The 25,237-nt window shown below is 64.4% G+C and carries 22 protein-coding genes; 7 read left to right on the forward strand and 15 right to left on the reverse strand.

All coding sequences use genetic code 11. The features are described from left to right. Positions 1 to 87: 87 nt before the first annotated feature. The 7 genes from RF638_RS09850 to RF638_RS09880 all read right to left on the reverse strand — a co-directional run bounded on the left by RF638_RS09850 (position 88) and on the right by RF638_RS09880 (position 8,218). A complete protein-coding gene (locus RF638_RS09850) occupies positions 88 to 480 on the reverse strand; it encodes a cytidine deaminase (protein WP_095796876.1) in 393 nt (130 codons plus the stop codon). A gap of 2 nt (positions 481 to 482) precedes the next feature. Beyond that, a complete protein-coding gene (locus tag RF638_RS09855; RefSeq protein ID WP_173674274.1) occupies positions 483 to 1,793 on the reverse strand; it encodes an ABC transporter permease in 1,311 nt (436 codons plus the stop codon). After that, positions 1,790 to 2,998 (reverse strand): ABC transporter permease, encoded by a 1,209-nt coding sequence (locus tag RF638_RS09860; RefSeq protein ID WP_095796877.1) that lies wholly within the window; start codon positions 2,996 to 2,998, stop codon positions 1,790 to 1,792. The genes RF638_RS09855 and RF638_RS09860 overlap by 4 nt, the downstream gene beginning before the upstream one ends. Then, complete coding sequence (locus RF638_RS09865) at positions 2,995 to 4,563, reverse strand: ABC transporter ATP-binding protein (RefSeq protein ID WP_095796878.1); 1,569 nt, start codon at positions 4,561 to 4,563, stop codon at positions 2,995 to 2,997. The genes RF638_RS09860 and RF638_RS09865 overlap by 4 nt, the downstream gene beginning before the upstream one ends. Positions 4,564 to 4,594: 31 nt before the next feature. Continuing rightward, on the reverse strand, positions 4,595 to 5,686 hold the full coding sequence (locus RF638_RS09870; protein WP_095796879.1) for a BMP family protein: 1,092 nt from the start codon (positions 5,684 to 5,686) through the stop codon (positions 4,595 to 4,597). Between the two features lie 98 nt (positions 5,687 to 5,784). Continuing rightward, positions 5,785 to 7,038: an amidohydrolase gene (locus tag RF638_RS09875; protein WP_129700409.1), complete on the reverse strand. Its 1,254-nt coding sequence runs from the start codon at positions 7,036 to 7,038 to the stop codon at positions 5,785 to 5,787. A gap of 64 nt (positions 7,039 to 7,102) precedes the next feature. Further along, positions 7,103 to 8,218 (reverse strand): mannose-1-phosphate guanylyltransferase, encoded by a 1,116-nt coding sequence (locus RF638_RS09880; protein ID WP_259915209.1) that lies wholly within the window; start codon positions 8,216 to 8,218, stop codon positions 7,103 to 7,105. Positions 8,219 to 8,547: 329 nt separating this feature from the next. On the opposite strand from RF638_RS09880, the gene sdhC reads away from it, so the two are divergent. The 4 genes from sdhC (at position 8,548) to RF638_RS09900 (ending at position 12,047) form a co-directional block, all read left to right on the forward strand. Further along, positions 8,548 to 8,925, forward strand: coding sequence for a succinate dehydrogenase, cytochrome b556 subunit (gene sdhC, locus RF638_RS09885; protein WP_016996138.1), 378 nt, complete (start codon positions 8,548 to 8,550; stop codon positions 8,923 to 8,925). A 4-nt stretch (positions 8,926 to 8,929) separates the two neighbouring features. After that, a complete protein-coding gene (locus RF638_RS09890; protein ID WP_095796882.1) occupies positions 8,930 to 9,415 on the forward strand; it encodes a succinate dehydrogenase hydrophobic membrane anchor subunit in 486 nt (161 codons plus the stop codon). A gap of 104 nt (positions 9,416 to 9,519) precedes the next feature. Further along, a complete protein-coding gene (gene sdhA, locus RF638_RS09895; RefSeq protein ID WP_095796883.1) occupies positions 9,520 to 11,271 on the forward strand; it encodes a succinate dehydrogenase flavoprotein subunit in 1,752 nt (583 codons plus the stop codon). Next, positions 11,271 to 12,047: a succinate dehydrogenase iron-sulfur subunit gene (locus RF638_RS09900; RefSeq protein WP_095796884.1), complete on the forward strand. Its 777-nt coding sequence runs from the start codon at positions 11,271 to 11,273 to the stop codon at positions 12,045 to 12,047. The genes sdhA and RF638_RS09900 overlap by 1 nt, the downstream gene beginning before the upstream one ends. A gap of 202 nt (positions 12,048 to 12,249) precedes the next feature. Here the strand turns inward: RF638_RS09900 and RF638_RS09905 are convergent, their stop codons facing one another. The 5 genes from RF638_RS09905 to RF638_RS09925 form a co-directional block, all read right to left on the reverse strand. Then, positions 12,250 to 13,425 (reverse strand): YihY/virulence factor BrkB family protein, encoded by a 1,176-nt coding sequence (locus tag RF638_RS09905; protein ID WP_368841934.1) that lies wholly within the window; start codon positions 13,423 to 13,425, stop codon positions 12,250 to 12,252. Between the two features lie 16 nt (positions 13,426 to 13,441). Continuing rightward, entirely contained in the window at positions 13,442 to 13,999 is a 558-nt protein-coding gene (locus tag RF638_RS09910; RefSeq protein ID WP_095796886.1) for a 2'-5' RNA ligase family protein, read from the reverse strand. Positions 14,000 to 14,050: 51 nt separating this feature from the next. Further along, entirely contained in the window at positions 14,051 to 15,079 is a 1,029-nt protein-coding gene (gene trpS / locus RF638_RS09915) for a tryptophan--tRNA ligase (protein ID WP_315277305.1), read from the reverse strand. Between the two features lie 111 nt (positions 15,080 to 15,190). Then, entirely contained in the window at positions 15,191 to 16,030 is an 840-nt protein-coding gene (locus tag RF638_RS09920) for an exodeoxyribonuclease III (RefSeq protein ID WP_259917495.1), read from the reverse strand. A 72-nt stretch (positions 16,031 to 16,102) separates the two neighbouring features. Continuing rightward, positions 16,103 to 16,636: a hypothetical protein gene (locus RF638_RS09925; protein WP_238663090.1), complete on the reverse strand. Its 534-nt coding sequence runs from the start codon at positions 16,634 to 16,636 to the stop codon at positions 16,103 to 16,105. Positions 16,637 to 16,757: 121 nt separating this feature from the next. On the opposite strand from RF638_RS09925, the gene RF638_RS09930 reads away from it, so the two are divergent. Next, the gene (locus RF638_RS09930) at positions 16,758 to 18,215 is read left to right on the forward strand and encodes an MFS transporter (protein WP_259917492.1); all 1,458 of its coding nucleotides are present in this window, start codon (positions 16,758 to 16,760) and stop codon (positions 18,213 to 18,215) included. A 108-nt stretch (positions 18,216 to 18,323) separates the two neighbouring features. Here RF638_RS09930 and RF638_RS09935 read toward each other — a convergent pair whose 3' ends face one another. Beyond that, a complete protein-coding gene (locus RF638_RS09935; RefSeq protein ID WP_095796889.1) occupies positions 18,324 to 19,214 on the reverse strand; it encodes a bifunctional methylenetetrahydrofolate dehydrogenase/methenyltetrahydrofolate cyclohydrolase in 891 nt (296 codons plus the stop codon). Positions 19,215 to 19,216: 2 nt separating this feature from the next. Further along, on the reverse strand, positions 19,217 to 20,503 hold the full coding sequence (gene glyA / locus RF638_RS09940; protein WP_095796890.1) for a serine hydroxymethyltransferase: 1,287 nt from the start codon (positions 20,501 to 20,503) through the stop codon (positions 19,217 to 19,219). Between the two features lie 282 nt (positions 20,504 to 20,785). Between glyA and RF638_RS09945 the strand changes: the two genes are divergently transcribed. Together RF638_RS09945 and RF638_RS09950 are read left to right on the forward strand one after the other, a co-directional pair. Continuing rightward, on the forward strand, positions 20,786 to 24,139 hold the full coding sequence (locus RF638_RS09945) for a beta-phosphoglucomutase family hydrolase (RefSeq protein ID WP_368841935.1): 3,354 nt from the start codon (positions 20,786 to 20,788) through the stop codon (positions 24,137 to 24,139). Between the two features lie 40 nt (positions 24,140 to 24,179). Continuing rightward, positions 24,180 to 24,731, forward strand: a complete 552-nt coding sequence (locus RF638_RS09950; RefSeq protein ID WP_095796892.1) for a gamma carbonic anhydrase family protein — start codon at positions 24,180 to 24,182, stop codon at positions 24,729 to 24,731. 94 nt (positions 24,732 to 24,825) lie between these two features. On the opposite strand, the gene RF638_RS09955 is transcribed toward RF638_RS09950, so the two are convergent. Beyond that, positions 24,826 to 25,203, reverse strand: a complete 378-nt coding sequence (locus RF638_RS09955) for a hypothetical protein (protein WP_315277296.1) — start codon at positions 25,201 to 25,203, stop codon at positions 24,826 to 24,828. Between the last annotated feature and the right edge of the window lie 34 nt (positions 25,204 to 25,237).

Consider the following 25,237-nt stretch of genomic DNA (forward strand, 5'->3'; position numbering starts at 1 on the left):
AAAAACAAGAGTGTCCTTTGAACAACGAACGACCCCCGGATCATCAGTGATGATCCGGGGGTCGTTCGTCATGAGAAGTTGGAAACCTTACTCCAGGTGCTGCGGCCCGAACGCGTCCGGGAGGACCTGGTCCATGCTGCGGACACCGCTCACGGTCAGCAGCTCCATTCCGGGTGCGCGGTGTTCGTAGAGCAGCTGACGGCATCGACCGCACGGCATGAGAACGTCACCCTGAGCATCCACGCACACGAACGCCGCGAGCTTTCCGCCACCGGACATGTACAGGGCGGAGACCAGCGAGCACTCGGCACACAGCGTGACGCCGTACGAGGCGTTCTCGATGTTCGCGCCGGTAACCACCCGGCCGTCGTCCACGAGAGCCGCGGCACCCACCGGAAAGTTCGAGTAGGGCGAGTACGAGTGTTGGAGCGCATCGGTGGCGGCTTGTTGCAGGCTGCGCCAGGCGGCGTCGTCAATCATGGTTACTCCTTCACGTAAGGTTCGCCGGACGCGGCGGGACCGCGGGAGGCCCCCACCAGGCCGGCGACGGCCAGGATGGTCACGATGTAGGGCAGCATGGCCAGGAACTGGCTGGGAACGGACGTACCCAGGAACGACAGGATCGATTCCAAGTTGGACGCGAAGCCGAACAGCAGCGACGCGAGCAGCGCACCCACGGGGTTCCAACGGCCGAAGATCAGGGCAGCCAGTGCGATATAGCCCGCGCCCGAGGTCATGTCGCGGGTGAATGCCGAGACCGACACGAGCGTGTAGAACGCACCGCCCAAGCCGGCCACGGCACCACCCATGAGCACGTTGCGCACGCGCAGTGCATTGACGGACACGCCCAGGGTGTCGGCGGCCTTGGGGTGCTCACCCACGGCGCGGGTGCGCAGACCCCAGCGGGTGCGGTACAGCGCGTACCAGACGATCGCCACGGTCACGTACATGATGTAGCCGATGATCGACTGGTCGAAGAAGACCGGGCCGATCACGGGAATTTCGGACAGCACGGGGATGGTGATGTGCGGGAGACGTGCCGGGGAGTTGAAGTCCGCCGCGTTGGGTTGCAACACGGTGGCAAAGATGAAGCCCGTGAGACCCGAGACCAGAACGTTGAGCACCACGCCCACGATGACCTGGTTCACGCGGTACTTGATCGAGAAGATCGCCAACACCAAGGACACCAGCATGGAGCCGATCACGGCAGCCAGCAGACCCACCCACACGTTGTTGGCCACCGTTGCGGCCACTGCGGCGGAGAACGCGCCGAACAGCAGCTGCGCCTCGATCGCGATGTTCACCACGCCGGAGCGCTCGCACAACAGGCCGCCCAGGGAACCGAAAATCAGCGGTGTGGCCAGGGCCACCGAACCGGCGAGCAATGCGGTCACCGAGATGCTCGGGGTCTGCGCGGTACCCACGATCCACACCAGGAAACCCGTGACGAAGAAGAAGCCGGCCAGGATCAACGCCCAGCGCGGCAAGCTGCGCGCCCGGACCGCGGCGAACACTGCGAGCGCGGCGAGCGCAACGGTGACCACCCAGCCGTAGGCCGTGACCGGTACGGACAGATTGGGCAGCTGGATGGCGTCCCCGGAGTCGGAGAGTCGGAACTCCACGGACCCGTCGGCGGCGTTGAGGGCAAAGAGGATCAGGGCCACCAGCGCCAGGATCGCCAACCCGATGGCCGGCCGGAAGGTGCGAACACCCACCGTCCGGTTCGCGGCGGCGGTGGACAGTTCCTCCTGGGGCGCGTTCGAGGACTCGGGGGCCGGGGTCGTGGTGCTCACGCTGCCACCTCCTTGCGACGGGACTTGAGTTTCAGCAGCGGGGGGAGTGCTACGAACAGCACGATCAGGGACTGCACGACCAGAACGATGTCAATGTTGGTGCCGGTGGCCGTCTGCATGGTCACGCCACCGGCGCGGAAGGCTCCGTAGAGAATGCCCGCGAAGAACGTGCCCCACGGCTTGGATCGACCCAGCAGGGCCACGGTGATCGCGTCGAAACCGAAGGACGCCGCGATACCCACTGTGAGCGAGTGTTCGGTTCCGGCGATCTGCGCGGTACCGGCCAAGCCCGCCAGCATTCCAGCAATTAGCATGACCACCACGAACCCCTTGGTCACGGAGATGCCCGCGGTGCGTGCGGCGCGCGGATTGGCGCCCACGGCGCGCAGTTCGAAACCGATGGTCGAGCGGTTCAGCAGCCACGCGACGGCCACGGTCGCCACGACCGCCACCACAAAGCCCCAGTGCAACCGGAAGCTGTCCCCGAGAAGTTTCGGGAACATCGCCGTCTCGGCAATGGGCGGGCTGATGGGGTTGGACGAACCCTCGCGCTGGAAGGTCGACAGGGTCAGCAACCAGGACACCAGGTTGATCGCGATGTAGTTGAGCATGATGGTCAGGATGACCTCGTGCGCGCCGGTTCGTGCCTTGATCAGGCCGACGACGCCGCCCCAAATAGCACCTCCCAGCGCACCGGCCACGATGACCACCAGTAGGTGCAGGCCCACGGGCAACTGCCACGCGAAGCCCACGTAACCGGCCAGAGTGGCGCCGATCAGGATCTGACCCTGCGCACCGATGTTGAACAGGCCGGTGCGGAAGGCCAATGCGACACCCAGACCCGCGAGGATCAGCGGGGTCGCCACGGTCAGCGTCTCGGTCAGCGGATACAACTTGCCGGTCAGGCCGCTGCCATCGGGGTTGTACACCGCGCCGTGGAACATGGCGACGTACGCGCTGGAGGCGGCGTCCCACATGGCGGTCAGGGTATCCCCCGGACGAGCGAAGAAGTACCCGGCGGATTCGCGCACCGTTTCATCGGTAGCTGCGATCAGCAGGCCTCCCAGAAGAAGTGCGGCCAGAACTGCCAGTACCGACTGCAGCGTGGAGCCCAGCAGGGAACGGCGGAAGTCATCCGGATTCAGTTCGACCGGAGAAGGTGCTGAGACCTGGTTCGATTCCGGAGAGGTGGTCGTGGCGCTCATGCCGTGTGCGTCCCCTCGTGTTGTTGCTGGTCATGGCTGTCGTCCCAGGGTGCGGGCGGCAGAACCTCGTCTGCCGTCTCACCGGCCATCATGCGGCCCAAGGTTTCCCTCGGAGTGTCCGCGGGCACGATACCCATGAGCCTGCCGTGGAAGAACACGGCGATCCGGTCCGCGAGCGCGTACACCTCGTCCAGTTCTGTGGACACGATGATCACGGGGACGCCCTTGTCGCGTTCGGCCACGATGCGTTTGTGAATGAATTCAATGGAACCCACGTCCACGCCGCGCGTGGGCTGGGAGGCGACGAACAGCTTGAGGGGGCGCGACAGCTCCCGGGCGATGACGACTTTCTGTTGGTTACCGCCGGACAGCGTGGACACCGGGGCGTCCACGGATCCGGTGCGGATGTCGTAGCTGTCCACGGCCTGCTGCGCGTTCTCACGCATCGCGCCGAGTTTCAGGGACGGGCCCGACGCGAATTCACGGTCTTTGTAGCGGTCCAGGACGAGGTTCTCGGACACCGAGAACGGGGCCACGAGACCCTCGGTCGAGCGGTCCTCGGGAACGAACCCGACGCCGGCCGACAGCACCTCGCGTACGCCCCGCCCGGCCAGTTCCTGTCCCTCGAGCTTGATGGAACCGGACACATGGTCGGCCAGCCCCACGAGGGCCTCGGTCAATTCCGTCTGACCGTTGCCCTGCACACCCGCGACAGCCAGGATCTCTCCCGGTGCTACGGCGAAGGAGACGTTGTCGACCAACACCACGCCGTTCTCCCCCACCACCGTGAGGTCGGTGACCTCGAGAGCGGAGCCGATCGCGTTCGAGGGTTCCTTGTCCACGGTCAGTGAGACGTCACGACCCACCATGAGTGCGGCGAGTTCATCGGTGGATGTATCCGGGCCGACCTGACCCTCGACCTTGCCACGGCGGATCACGGTGATCACATCCGAGACGGCCTTGACCTCGCGCAACTTGTGGGAAATGAACACGATGGACGTGCCGTTGTCGCGCAGCTGCCGCATGATGTTAAGAAGTTCATCGGTTTCCTTGGGCGTGAGCACCGCGGTGGGCTCATCGAGAATGAGCACTTCCGCCTCGCGTACCAGGGCCTTGATGATTTCCACGCGCTGCTGAACTCCCACGGGAAGATCCTCGACGATCGCGTCCGGGTCCACCTGGAACCCGTACCGATCGGAAATCTCGCGGATCCTGTTTCGGGTGGTGTTCAGGTCCAAGCCGACGCCCTTGGTGGCCTCGTTACCGAGTGCCACGTTCTCGGCCACGGTGAACACCGGGACCAACATGAAGTGCTGGTGCACCATGCCGATCCCGGCGGCCATGGCCTCACCGGGCCCGGAGAACGTCACGGGCTCACCGTCGATCTCGATGCTGCCCGAGGTGGGTTCGTACAACCCGTACAGCACGTTCATGAGGGTGGACTTGCCCGCGCCGTTCTCCCCGAGCAGGCAGTGGATCTGATGCGGCTCAACCGTCAGATTCACGTTCTGGTTGGCCGTGAAACCGCCGAATTTCTTGGTGATGTCACGTAGCTCTAACTTCACAGATTCACTCCTGCCCGGGGGCGGTGACTACTTACGCCTGGGGCGCGTTCTCGGATTCGACCTTGACCTTGCCGTCAATGATGTCCTGCTTCAGCTGCTGAACTTCCTTGTCGAGTTCTTCGCTCACGGAGTCATGCTGATCGTGGTACGGGGCAAGGCCCACACCTTCATTCGCCAGCGTGCCCACGTACAGGCTGTTGTCGAAGTTACCGTCGACCGCCTGGGTCACCACGTCCTCCACCGAGGTGGACATTTCCTTGAGCACGGAGGTCAGGACGTATTCCTTGCCGGTGTCCAGGGTCTCGTAGCCGTCGGTATCGGGCCAGATCAGACGCACGTTGTCGCCACCGTTGTTCGCCTCGCTCACGGCGTCCAATGTGCCCTGGGCTGCCTGGCCGGCCACGGGCAGAACCACATCTGCGCCGTCACCGATGAGGTTCTGGGTGATGGTCTTGGCGCGCGATGAATCCTGGAACGACGTCAGGAACGTGCCGTTCTGGGACTCCTTGTTCCACCCCAGCACCTCCACGTTCTCGTCCTTCTGCTCGTTGTAGTAGTTCACGCCGTCAGCAAAGCCGTCCATGAACACGGTGACGGTGGGAATGTCCATGCCGCCGTAGGTCGCGACCTTTCCGGTCTCGGAAGCACCCGCGGCCAGGTAACCGGCGAGGAACGCGGCCTCAGCCGTGTTGTACACGATGGGCTTGACGTTGTCGGCCTCGATGGACTGGTCGTCGACGATCGCGAAGTTCTTGTCCGGGTTCGCCTCCGCAACCTTCTTGGTGGTGTCAGCGAGCAAGAAGCCCACGGACACGGTCAGGTCGCAGCCCTCCTGGGCCATGGAAGTCAGGTTCGGCTCGAATTCGGTCTCGGACTGGGACTCGGCCTGGTTCATGTCGATTTCCAGCTTGTCCTTGACGGCCTGCAAGCCCTCGAAGGATGCCTGGTTGAACGAGCGGTCCTGGAAGCCACCGTCGTCGGAGACGATGCAGCCCTTGAAATCCTTGGCTTGCGAGTTGCCGCCGTTGGATTCTTCGGGTGCCTGGCCGCAACCGGCGAGAACCAGGCCGGCCGCGCCGGTCAGTGCAATGGCGCTCAACGCGCGCGAGTAACGAGGGGTCATCGTTGTCCTCCGGTGATACGAGAGAAGAGACTCTCTGGGTGGGGAGGCTACTTAGTTACTCCCCAGAAACTTTAGAGAGTCTCAGTGTAGCCACGGGATTACTCGACGAGTGCCGAGTCCGTTGTGTCGTGGAGTTCTCGCACGCGCAGGCGAATGGCTCGCAGCGCAGTGGAGGCCATCACTTGAACTCCGCAGCTGATGGCTTCTTCCTGCGGAGCGTAGTCGGATTGATGCAGGTCGTAGGTGGGACCGCCGGGAGCACGGGTTCCCAGACGCATCATGGCCCCGGGGACGTGCTGCAGGAACCAGGCGAAGTCTTCACCGCCCATGGACTGTTCCACGAGCATCACGCTGTCCTCACCGAGTTCCGCGCGCGCTGCGATCTCCAACAGCGTGGTTTCAGTTTCACCGTTGACCACCGGAGGTACACCGCGGATGTGCTCGAGCTCCACCGTGACTCCGTACGGGGCGGCCACCTGCTCGACCACCTCATCCAGCAAGCCGCCCGCTTGGTGCCAGGCCTCTGCGTCGAGGCAGCGCATGGTCCCGGCCATGAAACCGGAGACGGGAATGGCATTCGGCGCCACGCCGGCATGGAACTGACCCCACACCACGGCCACGCCGGAGCGCACGTCGATCCGGCGCGAGAGCACGGCCGGCACATTCACGGCGATCTGACTCATCGCGTAGACGAGGTCTTCGGTCAGGTGCGGACGTGACGTGTGGCCACCGCGGCCGGACAGTTCGATCCGCACGGTGTCCGAGGCAGAGGTGATGGCCCCGATGCGCGTTCCCACGTGGCCGACGTCCACCTTGGGCTCGCAGTGCAGCGCGAACATGCGCGGCACCCCTTCCAGCACGTTCTGATCGATGATGGTCAACGCACCGCCGGGAAGCTTTTCCTCAGCGGGTTGGAACACCACGCGCACGGTTCCGGCGAACGGTGAGGATCGGTGCAGGTCAGAGAGCACCTGGGCCACGCCCACCATGATGGTCGTGTGGACATCGTGACCGCACGCGTGCATCACGCCGTCATTCACGGAGGCGTACGGGAGGCCGGTGTTCTCCTGGATGGGGAGTGCGTCGATGTCCGCGCGCAGGCCGACCATGACGGGACCGCGCCCCACGTCCACGTAACAACCGGTTGCGGAGAAGCGCACGGGGTTCAACCCGACCGCCTCGAGCGCGGTGACAATGCGATCGGTGGTCCGGTACTCCTCGTACGAGAGCTCCGGATGCTTGTGGATGTCGCGCCGGAACGCAATCAGCCCGGGAAGGTAATGGGACAGCAATGGCCCGATGGCCGGGGGGAGGCCGATGTCATCGGCGGACGGCAGCGGAAGATCCAACATGGGTTTCAGCGTACCGCCGTGAGACCCGATCTGGGCTGAGCAGCGCCGTCGACTGTGTCATGGACTACAGGACGTCCGTGTCGCCGTTCTTCTTCAGGGAGTTCACGGCGTCCTTGACGCGCTGGGCGTGTTCGGCCGTGGTGACCAGAAGTGCGTCCGGGGTGTCCACCACCACGATGTCCTGCACACCGATCAGGGCGATCAGTCGGCCGGTGTCCGAGACCACGATGCCCGAGGACTCATCAGAGAGCACACGATTGTTCTTGCCCAGGATCGCAACGTCCGAGTCCCCGCTGGGGTCCACCTGGTTCAAGCGGTTGATCGCGGCGAAGTCTCCCACGTCTTCCCACGTGAAATCGCCGGGCACCATGGCGACGTCGCCGGCGGCCGCTGCGGGTTCAGCCACGGCGTAGTCGATGGCCGTCTTGGTCAGGGTGGGCCACACTTCGTCCAGCACCGCATCGCGGCGGTCGGTGTCCCACGCATCCGCAATGACGTTCAGCCCGTCCGCGAGCTCCGGTTCGCTCTGTCGCAGGTACTGCAGCATGAGCCCCACCGGCGCCACGAACATCCCCGCGTTCCACGTGTAGTTGCCGCTGGCCACGTACTCACGCGCCGTGTCCTTGTCCGGCTTCTCCACGAAATGTTCCACGGTGAGTGCATGCGGTGCCTGCTCGAGGCCCAGCGACTCCCCCGCCTTGATGTATCCGAAGCCGGTGGCCGGAGAGGACGGCGTGATGCCAATCGTCACAATGCGACCGGTGGCTGCTGCTTCCACCGCCTCTTTAACGACCGCTTGGAACGTCTCGGCCGGCTCAACCACGTGGTCGGCCGCGAACGAACCGATGATGGCGTCCGGGTCGCGGCGGGCGATCAGCGTGCACGCGAGACCGATGGCCGCGGCGGAATCCTTGGGAGATGGCTCGAGCACCAGGTCATCACCGGTCAACTCTGGCAGTTGCTCCTGGACTGCCCCGGCGTGGCTTCGCCCGGTCACGACCATCACCGGTCCCGCGGACAGTCCCGCGAGTCGGTCGTAGGTTGCGCGCAATAAAGAGGAGCCGGATCCGGTGAGGTCCAGCAGGAACTTGGGAGCGTCCGCTCGCGAGAGCGGCCACAACCGCGAACCCACACCACCGGCGGGGATGAACGGATGGAATCGTTGTAATGGCGAAGTCACGAGCGCCAGTTTACGGCCCGCCCGGCGCGCTCAGGGACATCCCCCGTGATCACACACGTGGCCTGTGTTGTGGACGGTCTGATTTCAACCCCGCACTGACGGTTAATTCGAGCACACAAACGTGCCGTAATTGTGCGGGATTACGCCCCGGTGCGGTTAGCGACACGTTGTCAGGAATTCACCCGCAGGCTGGTATCTTTGGATCGAAATAGCGCATCATCCATGACAGAGCCAGCCAGGGCTCCGCTTATGCCGTGTAGCAGCGCGAATCCCGTTTTTTTAGTTCAAACCAGTGCGCACGACGACGAGCGACACAGGGAGGTTATTCCGTGGCGAACTCATCCAGGGGCACCCTTTACCGCGGCCAGTACGGCATGTGGTCTTGGGTTGCCCACCGTATTACAGGCGTAGCCATCTTCTTCTTCTTGTTGGTCCACGTCCTTGACACCGCGTTGGTCCGGGTATCGCCCGAGGCCTACAACGCGGTGATGGCAACCTACAAGAACCCCATCATGGGCCTTGGCGAGGCGGGGCTCGTAGCAGCCATCGTCTACCACGCCTTCAACGGCCTGCGGATCATCCTGATCGACTTCTGGAAGGGCGGCACCAAGAATCAAAAGGGCCTGCTCTGGGGCGTCATCGCCCTGTGGGTCATCGTCATGATTCCGTTCCTCATCCGCCACCTGTCGATCGTATTCGGAGGCTGATTCCGTGAGCACACCTCTCAAGACCAAAATCCAGGTCCCCCGTAGCCGGGACCTCGAGGTGAACGGCGTCAAGTACAACCGTTCCGGTGCCTCCCGCAGCAACTTCGAGATGCTCGCGTGGTTGTTCATGCGCTTGTCCGGCATTGTGCTGGTCGTCCTGGTGTTCGGTCACCTGTTCGTAAACCTGATGGTCGGCGAAGGCGTTCACGCCATCGACTTCGGTTTCGTGGGTGGCAAGTGGGCCAATCCGTTCTGGCAGGTCTGGGACCTGGTCATGCTTTGGCTGGCCATGCTCCACGGCACCAACGGCGTGCGCACCATCATCGACGACTACGCCGAGCGTAACGTCACCCGTTTCTGGCTGAAGGTCCTGCTGTTCTTGGCATCGGGCTTCGTCATCCTGCTGGGCACCCTGGTGATCTTCACCTTCGATCCCTGCCCCGCCGGTGCCGATCCGGAGCTGCTCGCTTCCTTCTGCCACACCGTGTGATAACTCGGGCGGCGGAGCCTCAGGGCTTCGCCGCTTGATCTATTGATCACCCGGAACGGGCACGTTCACTTCACTTACTCATCCACATAGAAAGAGCATCTGGTATGCAGGTTCACAAGTACGATGTGGTTATCGTCGGCGCCGGTGGCGCCGGCATGCGCGCCGCCATTGAATCCGGCCAGCGCGCCCGCACTGCCGTACTGACCAAGCTCTACCCCACCCGGTCACACACCGGCGCAGCCCAGGGTGGCATGTGCGCGGCTCTGGCCAATGTCGAAGAAGACAACTGGGAATGGCACACGTTCGACACCGTTAAGGGTGGCGACTACCTCGTCGATCAGGACGCAGCCGAGGTCATGGCCAAGGAGGCCATTGACGCGGTTCTCGACCTCGAAAAAATGGGCTTGCCGTTCAACCGCACGCCCGAGGGCAAGATCGACCAGCGTCGCTTCGGCGGTCACACCCGCGACCACGGCAAGAACCCCGTTCGCCGTGCGTGCTACGCCGCTGACCGTACCGGTCACATGATTTTGCAGACGCTCTACCAGAACTGCATCAAGCACAACGTGGAGTTCTACAACGAGTACTACGTGCTCGACCTGATCATGGTGGACACCCCGGAGGGTCGTCGCCCCGCAGGCGTGGTCTCCTACGACCTCGCCACCGGCGAACTGCACGTGTTCCAGGCCAAGTCCGTGATCTTCGCTTCCGGCGGCGCGGGCAAGGTCTTCAAGACCACATCCAACGCCCACACCCTGACCGGTGACGGCATGGCCATCGCGTTCCGCGCGGGCCTTCCCCTGGAGGACATGGAGTTCGTCCAGTTCCACCCGACCGGCCTGGCGGGTCTCGGCATTCTGGTGTCCGAGGCAGCCCGTGGTGAGGGTGGCATTCTGCGTAACTCTGATGGTGAGCGCTTCATGGAGCGTTACGCGCCCACCATTAAGGACCTCGCACCCCGTGACATCGTGGCCCGTTCCATGGCCAACGAGGTCCGCGAGGGTCGCGGTTGCGGTCCGCACAAGGACTACGTCCTGTTGGACCTCACCCACCTGGAGCCGGCTCACATCGACGCCAAGCTTCCGGACATCACCGAGTTCGCTCGCACGTACCTGGGTGTGGAGCCCTACACCGAGCCCGTTCCCGTGTTCCCCACCGCGCACTACTGCATGGGTGGCATCCCCACGGACATCAAGGGCGAGGTTTTCCAGGACTCCGAGACCACCATTCCCGGCCTGTACGCCGCCGGTGAGGTGGCATGCGTGTCCGTTCACGGCTCCAACCGCTTGGGCACCAACTCGCTGCTGGACATCAACGTGTTCGGTAAGCGCGCCGGTATCTACGCCGCCGAGTACGCTCGCGACGCAGAGTTCCTGCCGATCCCGGACAACGCCGCCGAGCGCACCGAAGCACTGCTCGACAACGCACGCAGTGGCCACGGCAGCGAGAAGGTCGGCGCCATCCGCAAGGATCTGCAGGACACGATGGACCTGAACATGCAGGTGTTCCGTACCGCGGAAACCATTGAGCAGTGCCTTGCTGACATTGCTGCCTTGGAAGAGCGTTACGCCAATATCTCCATCCAGGACCAGGGCAAGCGTTTCAACCTGGACCTGCTCGAAGCCGTTGAGCTGGGCTTCCTGTTGCAGTTGGCCAAGGTCATGTCCGTGGCCGCCCTGCACCGCGAGGAATCGCGCGGCGGTCACTTCCGCGAGGACTTCCCCGACCGTGATGACGAGAAGTTCATGCTTCACTCCATGGTCTACGAAGATCCCTCCTCGCCCACGGCCGGTATCCGCCAGGAGACCAAGCCCGTGATCTTTACCCGTTACGAGCCGATGGAGCGTAAGTACTAATGTCCACTGCAGTAACTGAGAACGAGAACCAGGACGTTCAGCAGGAATCATCCTCTGAAGCGATCCCCACCTATGACGTCACCCTGAAGGTGCGTCGCTACGATCCCGAGTTCAGCGAGGACGCCCACTGGGACGAGTGGCAGCTGACCATGTACGGCACCGACCGCGTGTTGGATGCCTTGCACAAGGTCAAGTGGGAGTTGGACGGCTCGCTGTCCTTCCGCCGCTCGTGCGCTCACGGCGTGTGCGGTTCCGATGCCATGCGCATCAACGGCCGCAACCGTCTCGCGTGCAAGACCCTGCTGAAGGACCTGGATCTCGACAAGCCGATCATGGTGGAGCCCATCAAGGGTCTTCCGTGCGAGAAGGACCTCATCGTGGACATGGAGCCCTTCTTCCAGTCCTACCGTGAGATCATGCCGTTCCTGGTGAACGACGACCACGAGCCCACGTACGAGCGTTACCAGTCCCAAGAGGACCGCGAGCGCTTCGATGACACCACCAAGTGCATCTTGTGCGCGGCGTGCACCTCGTCCTGCCCGATCTTCTGGACCGACGGCCAGTACTTCGGCCCCGCAGCGATCGTGAACGCACACCGCTTCATCTTCGACTCGCGTGACCAGGCCGGCGACATGCGTCTGGAGATCCTCAACGACAAGGAAGGCGTGTGGCGTTGCCGCACCACCTTCAACTGCACCGAAGCGTGCCCCCGTGGCATTCAGGTGACCAAGGCCATTGCCGAGGTCAAGAAGGCGGTCTTCGCCAGCGCACTGTAAGCAACGGTCAGTGAAGTGGCCCGGATCCATTCGGATCCGGGCCACTTTGCTCTGTGCACTATCCCTGGGTCCAATCGTGCCCTTCTCCCCTGGGCCAGGTCACAGTTCCAGTGCGCTACACCGAACGGGTTCGGCTTCTGCGGTAAACGCGCGCCGGGACGACGGAGCGCCCGAGACCGGAGCATTCGGGTGGGGGGAATACCTACGAGTCCGAGCGGAACGCGCTGCTGCCCTCGCGCCCCGCGAGGCTCTCGGCGGCGTCGTCGGCAGTGTCTCCGCCCGGCGTCGTGCCGTACGGCTCCAGGCCCCGCGAGGCGGTCGGCAGGGACGACGCCGCCACGACGGTCACCGCGCGTGTCTCCCGTTCGGGTTGTGCTCGCGCGCCGCGAATGTCGGCCTGCACCACGGCCCCCGCGGCCGCCGCGAGCAGCAGGATCTGCCCGTACAGGTTGAACCACAGCAGCACACCGACCAGCACCGCGAAGGAGAAGAGATAGGGGTTGTTGGTGGTGCGCGCGATGATCTCGCCGCCGGCAAAGCGCAACAGTTGCGAACCGATCGCGCCCACCAGAACCGTCACCAGCAGCGCCTTGCGGTGCAGTTTGAGCTGCGAGACCCCTCGGACCAGGGTGAAGCTCATGAGCAGGTCGACCAGGAATCCCAAGGCGATGGCGATCACGACGTTGAGGCCGCTGTCCAGCCACTCCTGCGGTTCGATCCACCCCGTACTTTCCAGCCATCGCATCACGGACTCCACGGCGCCGGAGGCGAACACGCTGATGGCGGCCGACGACAACAGCAGAACGCCGATCACGGCCAACCACGCCAGATCGCGCGGCACGGCGGCTATGGGAATCCCCGGAGCCGGTGGTAGTTCGAACATGCGACGGGTGGCCAGGCGGATTCCCGCGATCCACCGCCACGCGGTGAACACCAGGACACCGGCCGCAATGCCCGAGGCCACGGTGAACGGCGCCGTGTTCTGCAGGAGACTCAGGGGTATCACTCCCCCTTGACCGTCACCCACGTCCAGCAGACCGGGAACCGCCTGACCAATGCTCTGCACGAGTGACTGTTGCAGGGCGGAGTCCCTACCCAGGAACATCCCGAGCAGCGAGAACCCGATGACCAGCAAGGCCGTGGACGCGAAGAGCAGCTGATAGGCCAACCCTGCCGCCATGAGCGGGCCACCGTGAAACATGTAATGCGTGATGATCCGAGCGGGGAAAAGTGACATGAGCCGCGCGAAGGCCCAGCCCACCAGGGCGCCCAGTCGCTGACCCAGCGGCGCGCCGTCGTCCGCGAGTTGCTGCCGTACCCGGGCAAGTCTCCGGTGTTCTGCAGTGAGACCCCGCCGGTCGGTGATCGGGGGGACCACCGGCGGCGGAGCGTTGTCAGGCGCGGCCATCGCCGGCGAACGCAATGCGTTCGCGCACGTGCCATTGGCCGTTCTCGTCGCCCTCGTAGAGGTCGATGTGGTCCACCAGGAACGAGGCCCGATAGGTGCGCAGCATCTGCTGGGCTCGGTCCAGGTGCTCGTCAGGAACGGCCTGGGCCAGTGTGACGTGCGGGTGGAACTCGAAGGGCGAGGCGGATACCAGTTCGGCATCGTTGAGACGGTTGTGCAGCGCCACGCAGTCGTCATAGCCCTTGTCGATGCGCAGGAACACCACGGGAGTGACGGGCCGGAAGGTGCCGGTCCCGTTGATTTCGACGTGGAAGGGCTTCCAACCGCTCACCACGGTGCGCACGTGATCCACCAGTTCTTCCCAACGGTCCTCACGCGCGGCGATCATGAGCGTGATGTGCGCGGGAACGCTACCGGCCACGGGGTCGCCGAAGGAGGCACGCCAGTCCTGGAGCTCCTTGCCCATGGGCTCGGGCAACTCGATGACCACACCCGCGTAAACCTGCCCCGGCTTGACCGTGGGTGAACTGTGTTGGTTTTGCACTGGGCCTCCTCGTCTCACGCGAGTTTCAGCCTAGTCGAGGCCATCATGGGATCACACACCCGGCAGGAAGCCCATGCGGTCGTAGACCGTCTTGATGGTTTCCGAGGTCATCTCCCGTGCCTTGTGCGCACCGCGGGCGAGGAGTCGGTCCAACTCGGCCGGGTCGTCCAGCAGTTGCTGGGCACGCTGCTGAATGGGGTCGAGGGTCTCGGTGACTACCTCGGCCAGTCCGACCTTCAAGTGGCCGTACATCTTGCCTTCGTACTGCGCCACGATGGACTCGATCGGTTCTCCGGTGAGCGAGGAGTAGATGGTCAGCAGGTTCGCAATACCCGGCTGCGCCTCACGGTCGAAACGGATCACGTTGCCGTCATCGGTCACGGCCGACTTGATCTTCTTGGCGTTCATCTTGGCCGGGTCCAACAGGCGCACCAGGCCGTTCTCGGAGGCTGCGGACTTGGACATCTTGGCCGTGGGGTTCTGTAGGTCGTAGACCTTGGCCGAGTTGGTCAGGATCTTGGCGTCCGGCACCACGAAGGTCTCGCCGAAGCGCGCGTTGAAGCGCTGGGCCAGGTTGCGTGTGAGTTCCAGGTGCTGGCGCTGGTCCTCCCCCACCGGCACCTGATTGGCCTGATAAATCAGGATGTCCGCGGCCATCAGCACCGGGTAGGTGAACAGCCCCACGGTGGTGTTGTCCGCGCCCTGCTTGAGAGACTTGTCCTTGAACTGGGTCATCCGAGCAGCCTCGCCGTAACCGGTGATGCAGTTGAGTACCCACGACAACTGGGTGTGCTCGGGCACCTGCGACTGGATGAGCAGCGTGGAACGCTCCGGGTCGATGCCGGCCGCAATGTACTGCGCAGCGGTCACGCGGGTGCGCTCGGCCATGGTGGCCGGGTCCTGCCCCGCGGTGATCGAGTGCAGATCCGCCACGAAGAACACGCAGTCGTTCTCGTCCTGCATGGACACCCAGTTACGCAGCGCCCCCACATAGTTACCCAGGTGCAGGGAATCCGCCGAGGGCTGCACGCCGGACACCACGCGGGGCTTGGTCGATACGGGGGTGGTCTGCTCGTTCACGAGTGCTTCTTTCACCTAGTGCGAATCATTGCTGGTCACGGGCGACGACGCCGCTCGGTCGGCTGCGCGGCCAAGGTCACCGAGCGGCGTCGTCGCCGAAAAAATACTGAATCAGTCGAAGCTGTAGTCGACCACGAGCGGTGCGTGGTCCGAGAACCGCACGTCGTAGCTCGCGGCGCGATCCACCACGGCCGACTGAGCCCGGGACGCGAGCGCTGGAGTGGCCATGTGGTAGTCGATGCGCCAACCGGCGTCCGTGTCGAAGGCCTTGCCGCGGTAGGACCACCACGTGTACGGGCCGGGCACCTCGCCGGCCAGGGATCGGGCCACATCCACGTAGCCCAGGTCACCGAAGAAGCGGTCGAAGTACGCGCGCTCCTCGGGCAGGAAACCGGCGTTCTTGACGTTGCCCTTCCAGTTCTTGATGTCCAGCTCGGTGTGACCCACGTTGAGGTCACCCACGATCAACGCATGATCGCTGTGCTCGGCCAGCGCGGGGAGACGGTCGATCATCAGGTCCAGGAATTTGTACTTGTCGACCTGGCGAGGGGTGTCCACCTCGCCGGAGTGCACGTAGGCGGAGATCAACGTGAGGGTCTCACGGTTGGGCAGGATGATGTCGTTCTCGACCCAGCGGCCGGAATCCGCGAAGTATTCGTCGCCGATCCCACCGCGGGTGGCCACGGGTAACAGTGAACCATCAAAGGCGTCACGGCGCGTAGCGATGGCAACACCGGCGCGACCCTTGGCCGACGCCTCCGCGTGGTGAATGTGCCAGACGTCCTCGTCGAGCAATTCACGAGTGATCTTGTCGGGAGCCCGGACTTCCTGGAGGCACAGCAGGTCCACGTCGCGGCCCTGCAGCCAGTCGGCCATGCCGCGGCGGTAGGCGGCGCGAATGCCGTTGACGTTGACGGTGGCAATGCGAACCGTGGACGCGGAATCAGCCATGAAAGATCAGTACCTCGCTGTGGAAGAACTCGGGATGAGCAAACTCGTCGTGAGAAAAGTGGTGGGAGTGGTTCAGTCGACCACGGTACCGTCGACCGGCTTGGACGACTCCTTGAGGCTGTTGAGCCCGTTGGCCGCGGTCATGTCGATGGTCTCCAGTGCGCGCCGAACGGTCTCAGCGTCCGGGTTCGTCTCGGCAAGCTGTTCCTTGACCACCTTGGACTGCACCAGGATGACCTGCATGCCGTGCTCGAGCTTCTGATCACGCAGAGATTGTCCGGACCCGGCCTCGCCGCCGGCAACCGGTGCGCGGCCGTGCTGGGAGTCGAAGCGATCCTGGGCCTGCTTGACCTGATCACGTCCGTAGCGGGCGGCCTTGCGAACCATGGACAGGGCCCACACCGCGAGCATGAGCCACCCCAGTGCGATACCGGCCAGGATCCAGCCGAGCACGGAGTTGGTGTTGGCCGCCTGCAGCAGTGCCACGGCGAAAATGATCACCAGCACCGCGAGCCCGATGATCGTGCCCCAGAAAGCACCGCGAGTACGTTTGGCACTCTGCGGATCGACCGTGAACTGAGCTTGTGAAGATCCAATGGGCTGCATGGGCAACATTGTCTCAAAGTCCACCCCGGCGCACGAATCGACCCCTCAGACTTTGCCCGCCCGTCTCACCCATCGGCCCGGGCCTTAGTGTCCTGGGCGGTTATGGGGTATCAAGGATCGAGTGAGTAGCCCCATTTCCGCGCCGGAACCTTTGACCCCGCGCGAGCGCAGCAAGATCCTGTGGGTCCTTCTGGTCCCCCTGTTCATGGCGTTGGTCAGCGTGTCCATCGTGAACGTGGCACTTCCCGCGATCCAGGCGGACCTGCATGCCAGTTCCTCCGCACTGCAGTGGGTGCTCACCGGTTTCGCCCTGGCCTTCGGCGTATTGCTCGTGGCCAGCGGCCGGGCGGGCGACATCTTCGGTCGCCGCAAGCTCTTCATGGCAGGCATCATTTTGTTCGCGGTCGCGTCCCTGGTGTGCGGGTTGGCACCGAACACCACGGTGCTGAACATCGGGCGTGTGGCTCAGGGACTCGGCTCCGGTTTGATCAATCCGCAGAGCGTGGGCATGATCCAGCAGTACTTCCACGGTCCCGCCCGCGCCAAGGCCTTCGGGATGCTCGGTGCGGTGGTGGGTGTCGCCGTGGCCATCGGCCCCGCGTTCGGTGGCTTCCTGATCGGTGCCTTGGGTGACGGTGCCGGGTGGCGCGCCACGTTCCTCATCAATGTGCCCACCGCAGCGGTGGCCCTCCTGCTCGCGGCCCTGTGGCTGCCACGGCAGAAACGCAAGCCCGGCCGGGTGGACATGGACCCCGTTGGGGTCGTGCTGTTCGGTCTGGGGATCCTGGCGCTGTTGTTCCCGTTCGTGGAATCCCGCCTGGGACCGCTCGTGTGGCTATCCCTGCTGCTGGGCGCGCTGCTGCTCTTCGCATGGACCCGGTGGGAGGCGCGCTACAAGTCCCGCGGCCACGAACCCATGGTGGATCTGGACCTGTTCCGGATCGCCAGTTTCAGTTACGGCTCCGCCATGATCACCGTGTACTTCCTGGGCATGACCAGCGTGTGGGTCGTGCTGGCCATGTACGTGCAGCAGGGGCTGGGTCGCACCGCACTCGAGGCCGGCATGTTGAGCCTGCCCGCGGCGCTGATGTCCGCGGTCGTGGCACCGCTGGCCGGACGCGGCGTACTGCGTTTCGGCCGCCGAGTCATCCTGGTCGGCATTGCCTGCGCGATGACCGGTCTGCTGACGACCATCGGCGTGATCTACGGCGTGGTGCACTTCGACTGGAACATCGCGTGGCTCTACCTCACCCTCGTCCTGGTGGGCGTGGGCCAGGGCTCCGTGATGCCGCCCAACCAGACCCTGAGCTTCTCGGAGGTGCCGCTCAAGTTCGCCGGTGCCGCGGGCGGGGTGATGCAGACCGGCCAGCGCGTGGGCACCGCCGTGGGCACGGCCGTGATCACCGCCGTGGCCTTCGGCGTGCTGGCTCGCTCCGACTGGGACACGGCCTTCACCGCCAGTTTCTTGGCCATCGTGGGGGTCCTGGTGATCGCGTTCGTGATCGCTCTGCTCGACCACCGGCGCCCCAAGCCGCCCGGCCCCGCCACCGGTCCGCTCCAGCAGATTCCCACCGAATAGGAACCGCACACACGCCGACGCCGCGCTACCCGTGGGCGGCGCGGCGTCGGCGTGCGTGTGGTGGGCTATGCGTGTGGTGGGCCGTGCGTTACGCGAGGCCGACCTCTTTTACTGCAGGATGCCCTCGGCGCGTTCGCAGGACTCGACCACGTTGACGAGCAACATGGCGCGGGTCATGGGCCCCACTCCCCCGGGGTTGGGGGAAAGCCACGAGGCCTTCTCCGCCGCGGCGGGATCTATGTCACCGGTGAGCTTCTTCTTGCCGGTCTCCGGGTCCTCGATGCGCGAGACGCCCACGTCCAGCAGTACCGCGCCGTCCTTGATCTGGTCGGCCTTGATCATGTGCGGTCGACCGGCAGCGGCCACCACCACATCAGCCTGAGCGAGCAACTCACCCAGATTCTGTGTGCCGGTGTGGGCCAGCGTGACGGTCGCGTTGATCTCGCGGCGGGTCAGGAGCAGCCCGATGGGGCGACCCACGGTGACACCGCGGCCAACCACCACCACGTGCTTGCCCTTGAGCTCCACGCCGTGCCGATCCAACAGCTCAACAATTCCGGCGGGCGTGCACGGCAGCGGCGAGGTCATGGGCTCATTGACGTTGAGCACCAAGCGCCCCAGGTTGGTGGGATGCAAACCGTCCGCGTCCTTGGCCGGATCAATCCGTTCCAGGATCGCATTCGTGTCGATCTGATCGGGAAGCGGCAACTGCACGATGTACCCGGTGCAGGCCGGGTCCTCGTTCAGCTCGTCGATGGCCTTCTCGAGGTCCTCCTGTGAGACGTCCGCGGGCAGTTCCTTGCGGATCGAGGAGATCCCCACCTGCTCGCAGTCACGGTGCTTGCCCGCTACGTAGGAGTGCGACGCCGGGTCGTCACCGACCAGCACGGTGGCCAGTCCCGGAACGCGACCCTTGTCGGCCAGCACCTTCACGCGTTCGGCGAGTTCGGACTTGATGGCGGCCGCGGTGGCCCTGCCGTCCAAAATCTGAGCGGTCATCCTCACCATTCCTCAAGGCCGGGGTACAGCGGGAACTGCTCGGTCAGGGCGTCAACGCGCTTGCGCAGGGCATCGACGTCCGCGCCGGGCTTGAGGGCTGCGGCGATGACGTCCGCGACCTCTTCGAATTCCTTGGCGCCGAAACCGCGAGTGGCCAGTGCGGGAGTGCCGATGCGCAGACCCGAAGTGGTCATGGGCGGGCGGGGATCCCACGGAACCGCGTTGCGGTTCACGGTGATGCCCGCCTGGTGCAGCAGGTCTTCGGCCTGCTTGCCGTCCAGCTCCGAGTTGCGCAGGTCCACGATCACCAGGTGCACGTCGGTGCCGCCGGTCAGCACGGACACGCCGTGCTCTGCGACATCCGGTGCGTTCAGGCGCTCGGCGAGGATCTGGGCACCTTCGATGGTGCGGCGCTGACGTTCGGCGAAGTCCTCGGACGCGGCGATCTTGAAGGCCACGGCCTTGCCTGCAATGGCGTGCATGAGCGGTCCGCCCTGCTGACCCGGGAACACTGCGGAATCGATCTTCTTCTTGAATTCTTCGGTGGACAGAATCACACCGGAACGCGGACCCGCCAGCGTCTTGTGCACGGTTGAGGTGGTCACGTGGGCGTGAGGCACCGGGTTGGGGTGCAGCCCTGCGGCCACCAGACCGGCGAAGTGGGCCATGTCGACCCACAGCTTTGCATCCACTTCGTCCGCGATGGAACGGAACGCCTCGAAGTCCAGCTGGCGTGAGTACGCGGACCAGCCGGCCACGATCACCTTGGGACGGGCTTCCAGTGCGGTCTCTCGCACCTTGTCCATGTCAATGCGGTAGCTGTCCGGATCAACCTCGTACGCGGCAATGTTGTAGAGCTTGCCGGACACGTTGATCTTCATGCCGTGGGTCAGGTGACCACCGTGAGCCAGGGACAAGCCCATCAAGGTGTCACCGGGCTGCATGAGAGCTGCCATCACGGCGGTGTTGGCCTGTGCACCCGAGTGGGGTTGCACGTTGGCGTGTTCGGCCCCGAACAACGCGGTCGCGCGGTCGCGGGCCAGGTTCTCCACGACGTCCACGTATTCGCAGCCGCCGTAATAGCGGCGGCCCGGGTAGCCCTCTGCATACTTGTTGGTGAGCACGGAGCCCTGCGCTTCGAGAACGGCGCGCGGCGCGAAATTCTCTGAAGCGATCATTTCCAACGTGGAGCGCTGACGCCCCAATTCTTGGTCAATGGCCCGTGATACGTCCGGGTCGACCTCGGACAGCGGCTGATTGGTGACTGACTGTCCCAGAGATTCCGTCATGCTCCACCTTCTATTGGCGCGGGAGGGGGTCGCGTCCAGCATAGCCCCGAGCCCGCTCGCAAGGATGTCGGTGCACAACTGTGTAAGAAACCACGCTCTACCCACTGGTACACGGGCAGGTATGCTCGTACACTTTTGAGGTTGCCTAGCACACCGACGTGAGGAACACACTGTTTGCGGGCTACTTTCCATTTCACCGTGACGAGTGTTTCCTTAACATGTTCCTGACCCCCGTTTCACCACCTCGGATCGAGTTCGATCCGTCCAAGGAGTTACTGCGCTGTGAACGTTCTGCCCACCGCCCCGTTCACCGCTTCCATGCCCCGGATCACGGAGGACCACGCTCCTTCGGCCCCGGTGGATGTGCTGCGGACCCGCTACTCAGCCGTCATCTTCGACATGGACGGCGTGGTCACGGACACCGCCAGCGTGCACGCCCGCGCGTGGCAACAGCTCTTTGACGCCATTCTGGTCGACGAGCGGCTGGAACCCGCCGAACCGGGTGGCCAAGTAGATCGTTCCCCCTTCGATCCCCTGGGTGAGTACCGCACCTACGTGGACGGACGACGTCGCGAGGACGGCGTCCGCGCGCTGCTCGCGGCCCGCGGTGCCATGCTGCCCGAAGCCCGCAACGACGAGGAGCCCAAGGCCGGAGACTGGACCGTTCAGGGACAGGCGGCCACCAAGGACGGCTTCTTCCACGCTGAACTCAAGGAACACGGCGTACGGGTGTTTCCCCGCACCGTGGCGCTCATCGAACGCCTGCAGGACGCGGGGGTCCCCGTGGGTCTGGTCACCGCCAGCCGCAACAGCGGCGTGGTCCTGGCGGCCGCCGGGCTGTCGGAGATCTTCGACGAAATCGTGGACGGCAACATGGCCGCCCAGCAGAACCTGCCCGGCAAACCAGCCCCGGACACCTTCTTGGAATGTGCGCGTCTGTTGAACGTTCCCGCCGAGAACTCGGTGGTCGTCGAGGACGCCGTGGCCGGCGTGCAGGCGGGTGTCGCCGGCGGTTTCGGCCTGGTCGTGGGCATCAACCGAGACAGCGCTCGCGATCGGCTCTACCGCGCGGGGGCAAACATTGTGCTCAACGACGTGGGAGAGCTGGATCTCGGCGCCCTGCGTGACGACCCGTGGACCCTCGCCTTCGAGGGGTTCGATCCCGCCAACGAATCGCGCCGCGAGACCATGCTGACCCTGGCCAACGGCTACATGGGCGTGCGCGGCGCGGCCAGTGAATTTCCCGCGAACGACGTTCACTACCCCGGCACCTACCTGGCCGGCGTGTTCAATCGGGTGCAGAGCAACATCAACGGCCGAGATGCCGAACACGAATCCATGGTCAACACCCCCAACTGGTTGCACCTGGACCTGCGCTTCGCCGAGGGCGAGTGGTGGTCCGAGGGCGGCCTGCGCCCCTCCAAGGAGCACGTGGCCTTGGATTTGCGCCGTGGTCTGCTGACCCGATCCCTGACCCTGAGCGATCCCGAACCCCGCCCGGACGGTTCCATCCGTAGCCTGGATGTGGTGCAGCGGCGTCTGGTGTCCCTGCGCTATCGCCACCTGGGCGCTCAGGAGACCACTCTGATCCCCCGCAACTACTCGGGCCGATTGCACGTCCGCACGGGTATTGATCCCACCGTGACCAACAGCGGCGTGGCGGAGTACAAGGAGTTGAACTCCCACCACCTCATGCTGCTCGAGTCGACCACCCTTCCGGACGAGCACGAAACCCTGCTCTCGCTGGCGCGCACGTCGCAGTCGAAGATCGAGATCGCCATGGCCCAGCGCACGCGGGTCGAGAGTGACGTGCCCAGTAGCGAACGCCGCGAGGTTCGCCCCGGCGGCATCGAGTTCCGACGCCACCTGCTACAGGTCACGACCGATCAACCCGTGGTTATCGACAGCACGACCGCGGTTGTCACCAGCCGCGACGCCGCCATTAGCTCCCCGCGGGAGGGCGCGCTGTCCGAGCTGGACCGCACTCCGTTTGGCGTCCGCAAGCTGCTCGCTTCGCACGAGATCGAATGGGCCCGCCTGTGGGACCGTTACGAGGTGACCCTCGATGCCGCCGAGGACTCCGCCGAATCCCGCAGTACCCAGCTGGCCATGCGCACCCACTTGTTCCACACTGCGCAGACGCTCGCGCCGCACCTCTCCCTGCGTGACGCCGGTGTTCCCGCGCGCGGCCTGCACGGTGAGGGTTACCGCGGCCACATCTTCTGGGACGAGCTGTTCATCCTGCCCGTGGTCAACATGCGCCACCCGCACGTGACCCGCTCACTGCTGTCCTACCGGTGGCGCCGCCTGGCCATGGCCCGGCACCGCGCTCAGGAGCTCGGACTCTACGGCACGGCCTTCCCGTGGCAGTCAGGCTCGGACGGCAGCGAGGAAACCCCGCCCGAACTGTACAACCACCATTCGCGCCGCTGGTTGCCGGACAATTCCTGGCGCCAGTTCCACGTGGGCCTGGCCATTGCCTACAACGCCTGGGTGTACTACGAATCCACCGGTGACATCGATTGGCTCTCCGGTCACGGTTCCGAGCTGATCATCGGCATCACCCGCTTGTTCGCATCGCTGGCCGAGTACGACTCCCATGACGGCAAATACCACATTGCCGGTGTCATGGGTCCGGACGAGTACCACGACGGCCCCGCGGGTCAGCACGGCGGAGGACTCAAGGACAACGCGTACACCAACATTCTGGCCTCGTGGTTGTTCCGGCACTCGGCGCACATCTTCAACGACATGGTCGAGCACCAGCGTGAAGAACTCGAATCCCGGTTCGAGATCTCCGGCCAGGAGGTGCAGACGTGGTTGAACATGGCCAAGCACATGTACGTTCCCTTCAACGCGGACGGCACCATTTCCCAATTCGAGGGCTACGACCAGTTGGCAGAGCTCGACTGGGACTTCTACCGCAGCAAGTACCACAACATCGGCCGGTTGGACCTGTTGTTGGAGAACGAGGGCGACCTCACCAACAACTACAAGCTGACCAAGCAGGCTGACACCATCATGCTGGTCTACCTGCTGGGTCCTGAGGGTCTGATCGAAGAGCTCGAGCGCATGGGCTACTCGATCGACCACGACACCGTGCAGCGCACCGTGGACCACTACATCGCGCGGTCCTCCAACGGCTCCTCGTTGTCCCGCGTGGTCAACGCCGCGGTTCTCGCGTGGTTGGACCCTGATCGCTCGTGGGGCTCCTTCCAGGACGCTCTCATGGTCGACCTGGACGACACACAGGGTGGAACAACCGGCGAGGGCATCCACCTGGGCGCCATGGCCGGATCCGTGGACGTGATCACCCGCGCGTACGCAGGATTGCGTGTGCGTGGCGACTGGCTGGAATTCCGACCCACCCTGCCGCGCGAGCTACAGGCCGTTGACTTCACGGTGCTGTACCGGGGACAGGTCATCGAGGTCTCCATCGACCAGGACATCCTGGAGTTGGAGGGCACCTCGTCCAAGGCGGGCCCCGTGACCATCCACGTCAACGGCGCCGAGTACGTGCTCAAGGGCGGACAGAAGATCTCCGTGTCCCTCAAGCACCGCGCGTCCCGCCGACCCGAGAAGGCCCTGGCCCGGCTCCGTCGGCAGTCCGTGTCGGACGGTAACGACGTACGGTAGGTCCCGGTAGCGCACGCCCCCGGTGGATAAACTGTGCGCCATGACACACAGTGAATCCACCGGTGCAGGACCGCACGTCCGCCTCCCCTACGGTAACCACGAACCAACGGTTGCCCAGACCGCTTTCATTGCCCCCAACGCCACCCTGATCGGTGATGTGGAGGTCAGGGATGGTGCGGGAGTCTTCTACGGCGCCGTGATGCGTGGTGATCGCTCCCCACTGAGACTGGGTGCGAACTCGAATCTCCAGGACAACGTGTCGGTCCATTCCGACCCCGGCCACCCCTGCACCATTGGCGAGCGCGTGAGCGTGGGCCACGGCGCCGTGGTGCACGGTTGCACCCTGGAGGACGAGGTGCTCGTGGGAATGAACGCGACGGTGCTCAACGGTGCAGTGATCGGAACCGGAAGCTTGATTGCGGCCGGCGCCGTGGTGCTGGAAGGCACGCGGGTTCCGCCCGGCTCGTTGGTCGCGGGTGTGCCCGGAAAGGTCCGCCGCGAACTCACGGAGGACGAGCGAACAGCCGTCCGTCAGAACGCCGAACATTACATGGAACTCTCCCGCGAACACCGGAAGATCAACGGCCAGTAGCAGACCGTTAGCAGCAACGAACGGGACCCCGCTTGCGTGAGCAAGCGGGGTCCCGTTCGTCTGGAACGCTGAACGCGTTCGCATTGTTGAGGTATCAGCAGCTCGACTGAGCCGTGGCTTGGCCGTGGCCCACGAGGTCCAGGGTGGGGTACGCCAAGAAGTTGATGGGCTGCGTCACTGTGTACGCCACGCTCGTCAGGAAACCCTTGGGGCTGGAGAACGTGTTGGAGTAGATGTCGTTCGCCGTGGCGGAGAAGTTGTTCAAGTCGCCAATGTGGCTGTTGAAGTTCCGGTTGAAGAATGAACCGAACTCACCAGTGCCCTGGCAAGTGGGAACCGACCATTCCGAGTGCGAAGGGTAGGTGTAACCCGGACCGAACCACGAGAAGGCTTGGGCAGGTGCGGCCGCACCGAAGGTCAAACCAGCGGCGACGACAACGGCAGCGCCCGCGCGTGCAAAACGATTTTTCATGAGATCTTGCGCCCCCTAAAGCAGCAATATTGAT

The sequence above is a fragment of the Kocuria sp. CPCC 205235 genome (assembly GCF_040980905.1).
Lineage (GTDB): Bacteria > Actinomycetota > Actinomycetes > Actinomycetales > Micrococcaceae > Kocuria > Kocuria carniphila.

Bases quoted from the DNA above. Each gene is read 5' to 3' on its own strand.
- RF638_RS09850 (WP_095796876.1), bottom strand. From the start codon at position 480: ATGATTGACGACGCCGCCTGGCGCAGCCTGCAACAAGCCGCCACCGAT.
- RF638_RS09860 (WP_095796877.1), bottom strand. From the start codon at position 2,998: ATGAGCGCCACGACCACCTCTCCGGAATCGAACCAGGTCTCAGCACCT.
- RF638_RS09870 (WP_095796879.1), bottom strand. From the start codon at position 5,686: ATGACCCCTCGTTACTCGCGCGCGTTGAGCGCCATTGCACTGACCGGC.
- RF638_RS09875 (WP_129700409.1), bottom strand. From the start codon at position 7,038: ATGTTGGATCTTCCGCTGCCGTCCGCCGATGACATCGGCCTCCCCCCG.
- sdhA (WP_095796883.1), top strand. From the start codon at position 9,520: ATGCAGGTTCACAAGTACGATGTGGTTATCGTCGGCGCCGGTGGCGCC.
- RF638_RS09900 (WP_095796884.1), top strand. From the start codon at position 11,271: ATGTCCACTGCAGTAACTGAGAACGAGAACCAGGACGTTCAGCAGGAA.
- RF638_RS09920 (WP_259917495.1), bottom strand. From the start codon at position 16,030: ATGGCTGATTCCGCGTCCACGGTTCGCATTGCCACCGTCAACGTCAAC.
- RF638_RS09925 (WP_238663090.1), bottom strand. From the start codon at position 16,636: ATGCAGCCCATTGGATCTTCACAAGCTCAGTTCACGGTCGATCCGCAG.
- RF638_RS09935 (WP_095796889.1), bottom strand. From the start codon at position 19,214: ATGACCGCTCAGATTTTGGACGGCAGGGCCACCGCGGCCGCCATCAAG.
- glyA (WP_095796890.1), bottom strand. From the start codon at position 20,503: ATGACGGAATCTCTGGGACAGTCAGTCACCAATCAGCCGCTGTCCGAG.
- RF638_RS09950 (WP_095796892.1), top strand. From the start codon at position 24,180: ATGACACACAGTGAATCCACCGGTGCAGGACCGCACGTCCGCCTCCCC.
- RF638_RS09955 (WP_315277296.1), bottom strand. From the start codon at position 25,203: ATGAAAAATCGTTTTGCACGCGCGGGCGCTGCCGTTGTCGTCGCCGCT.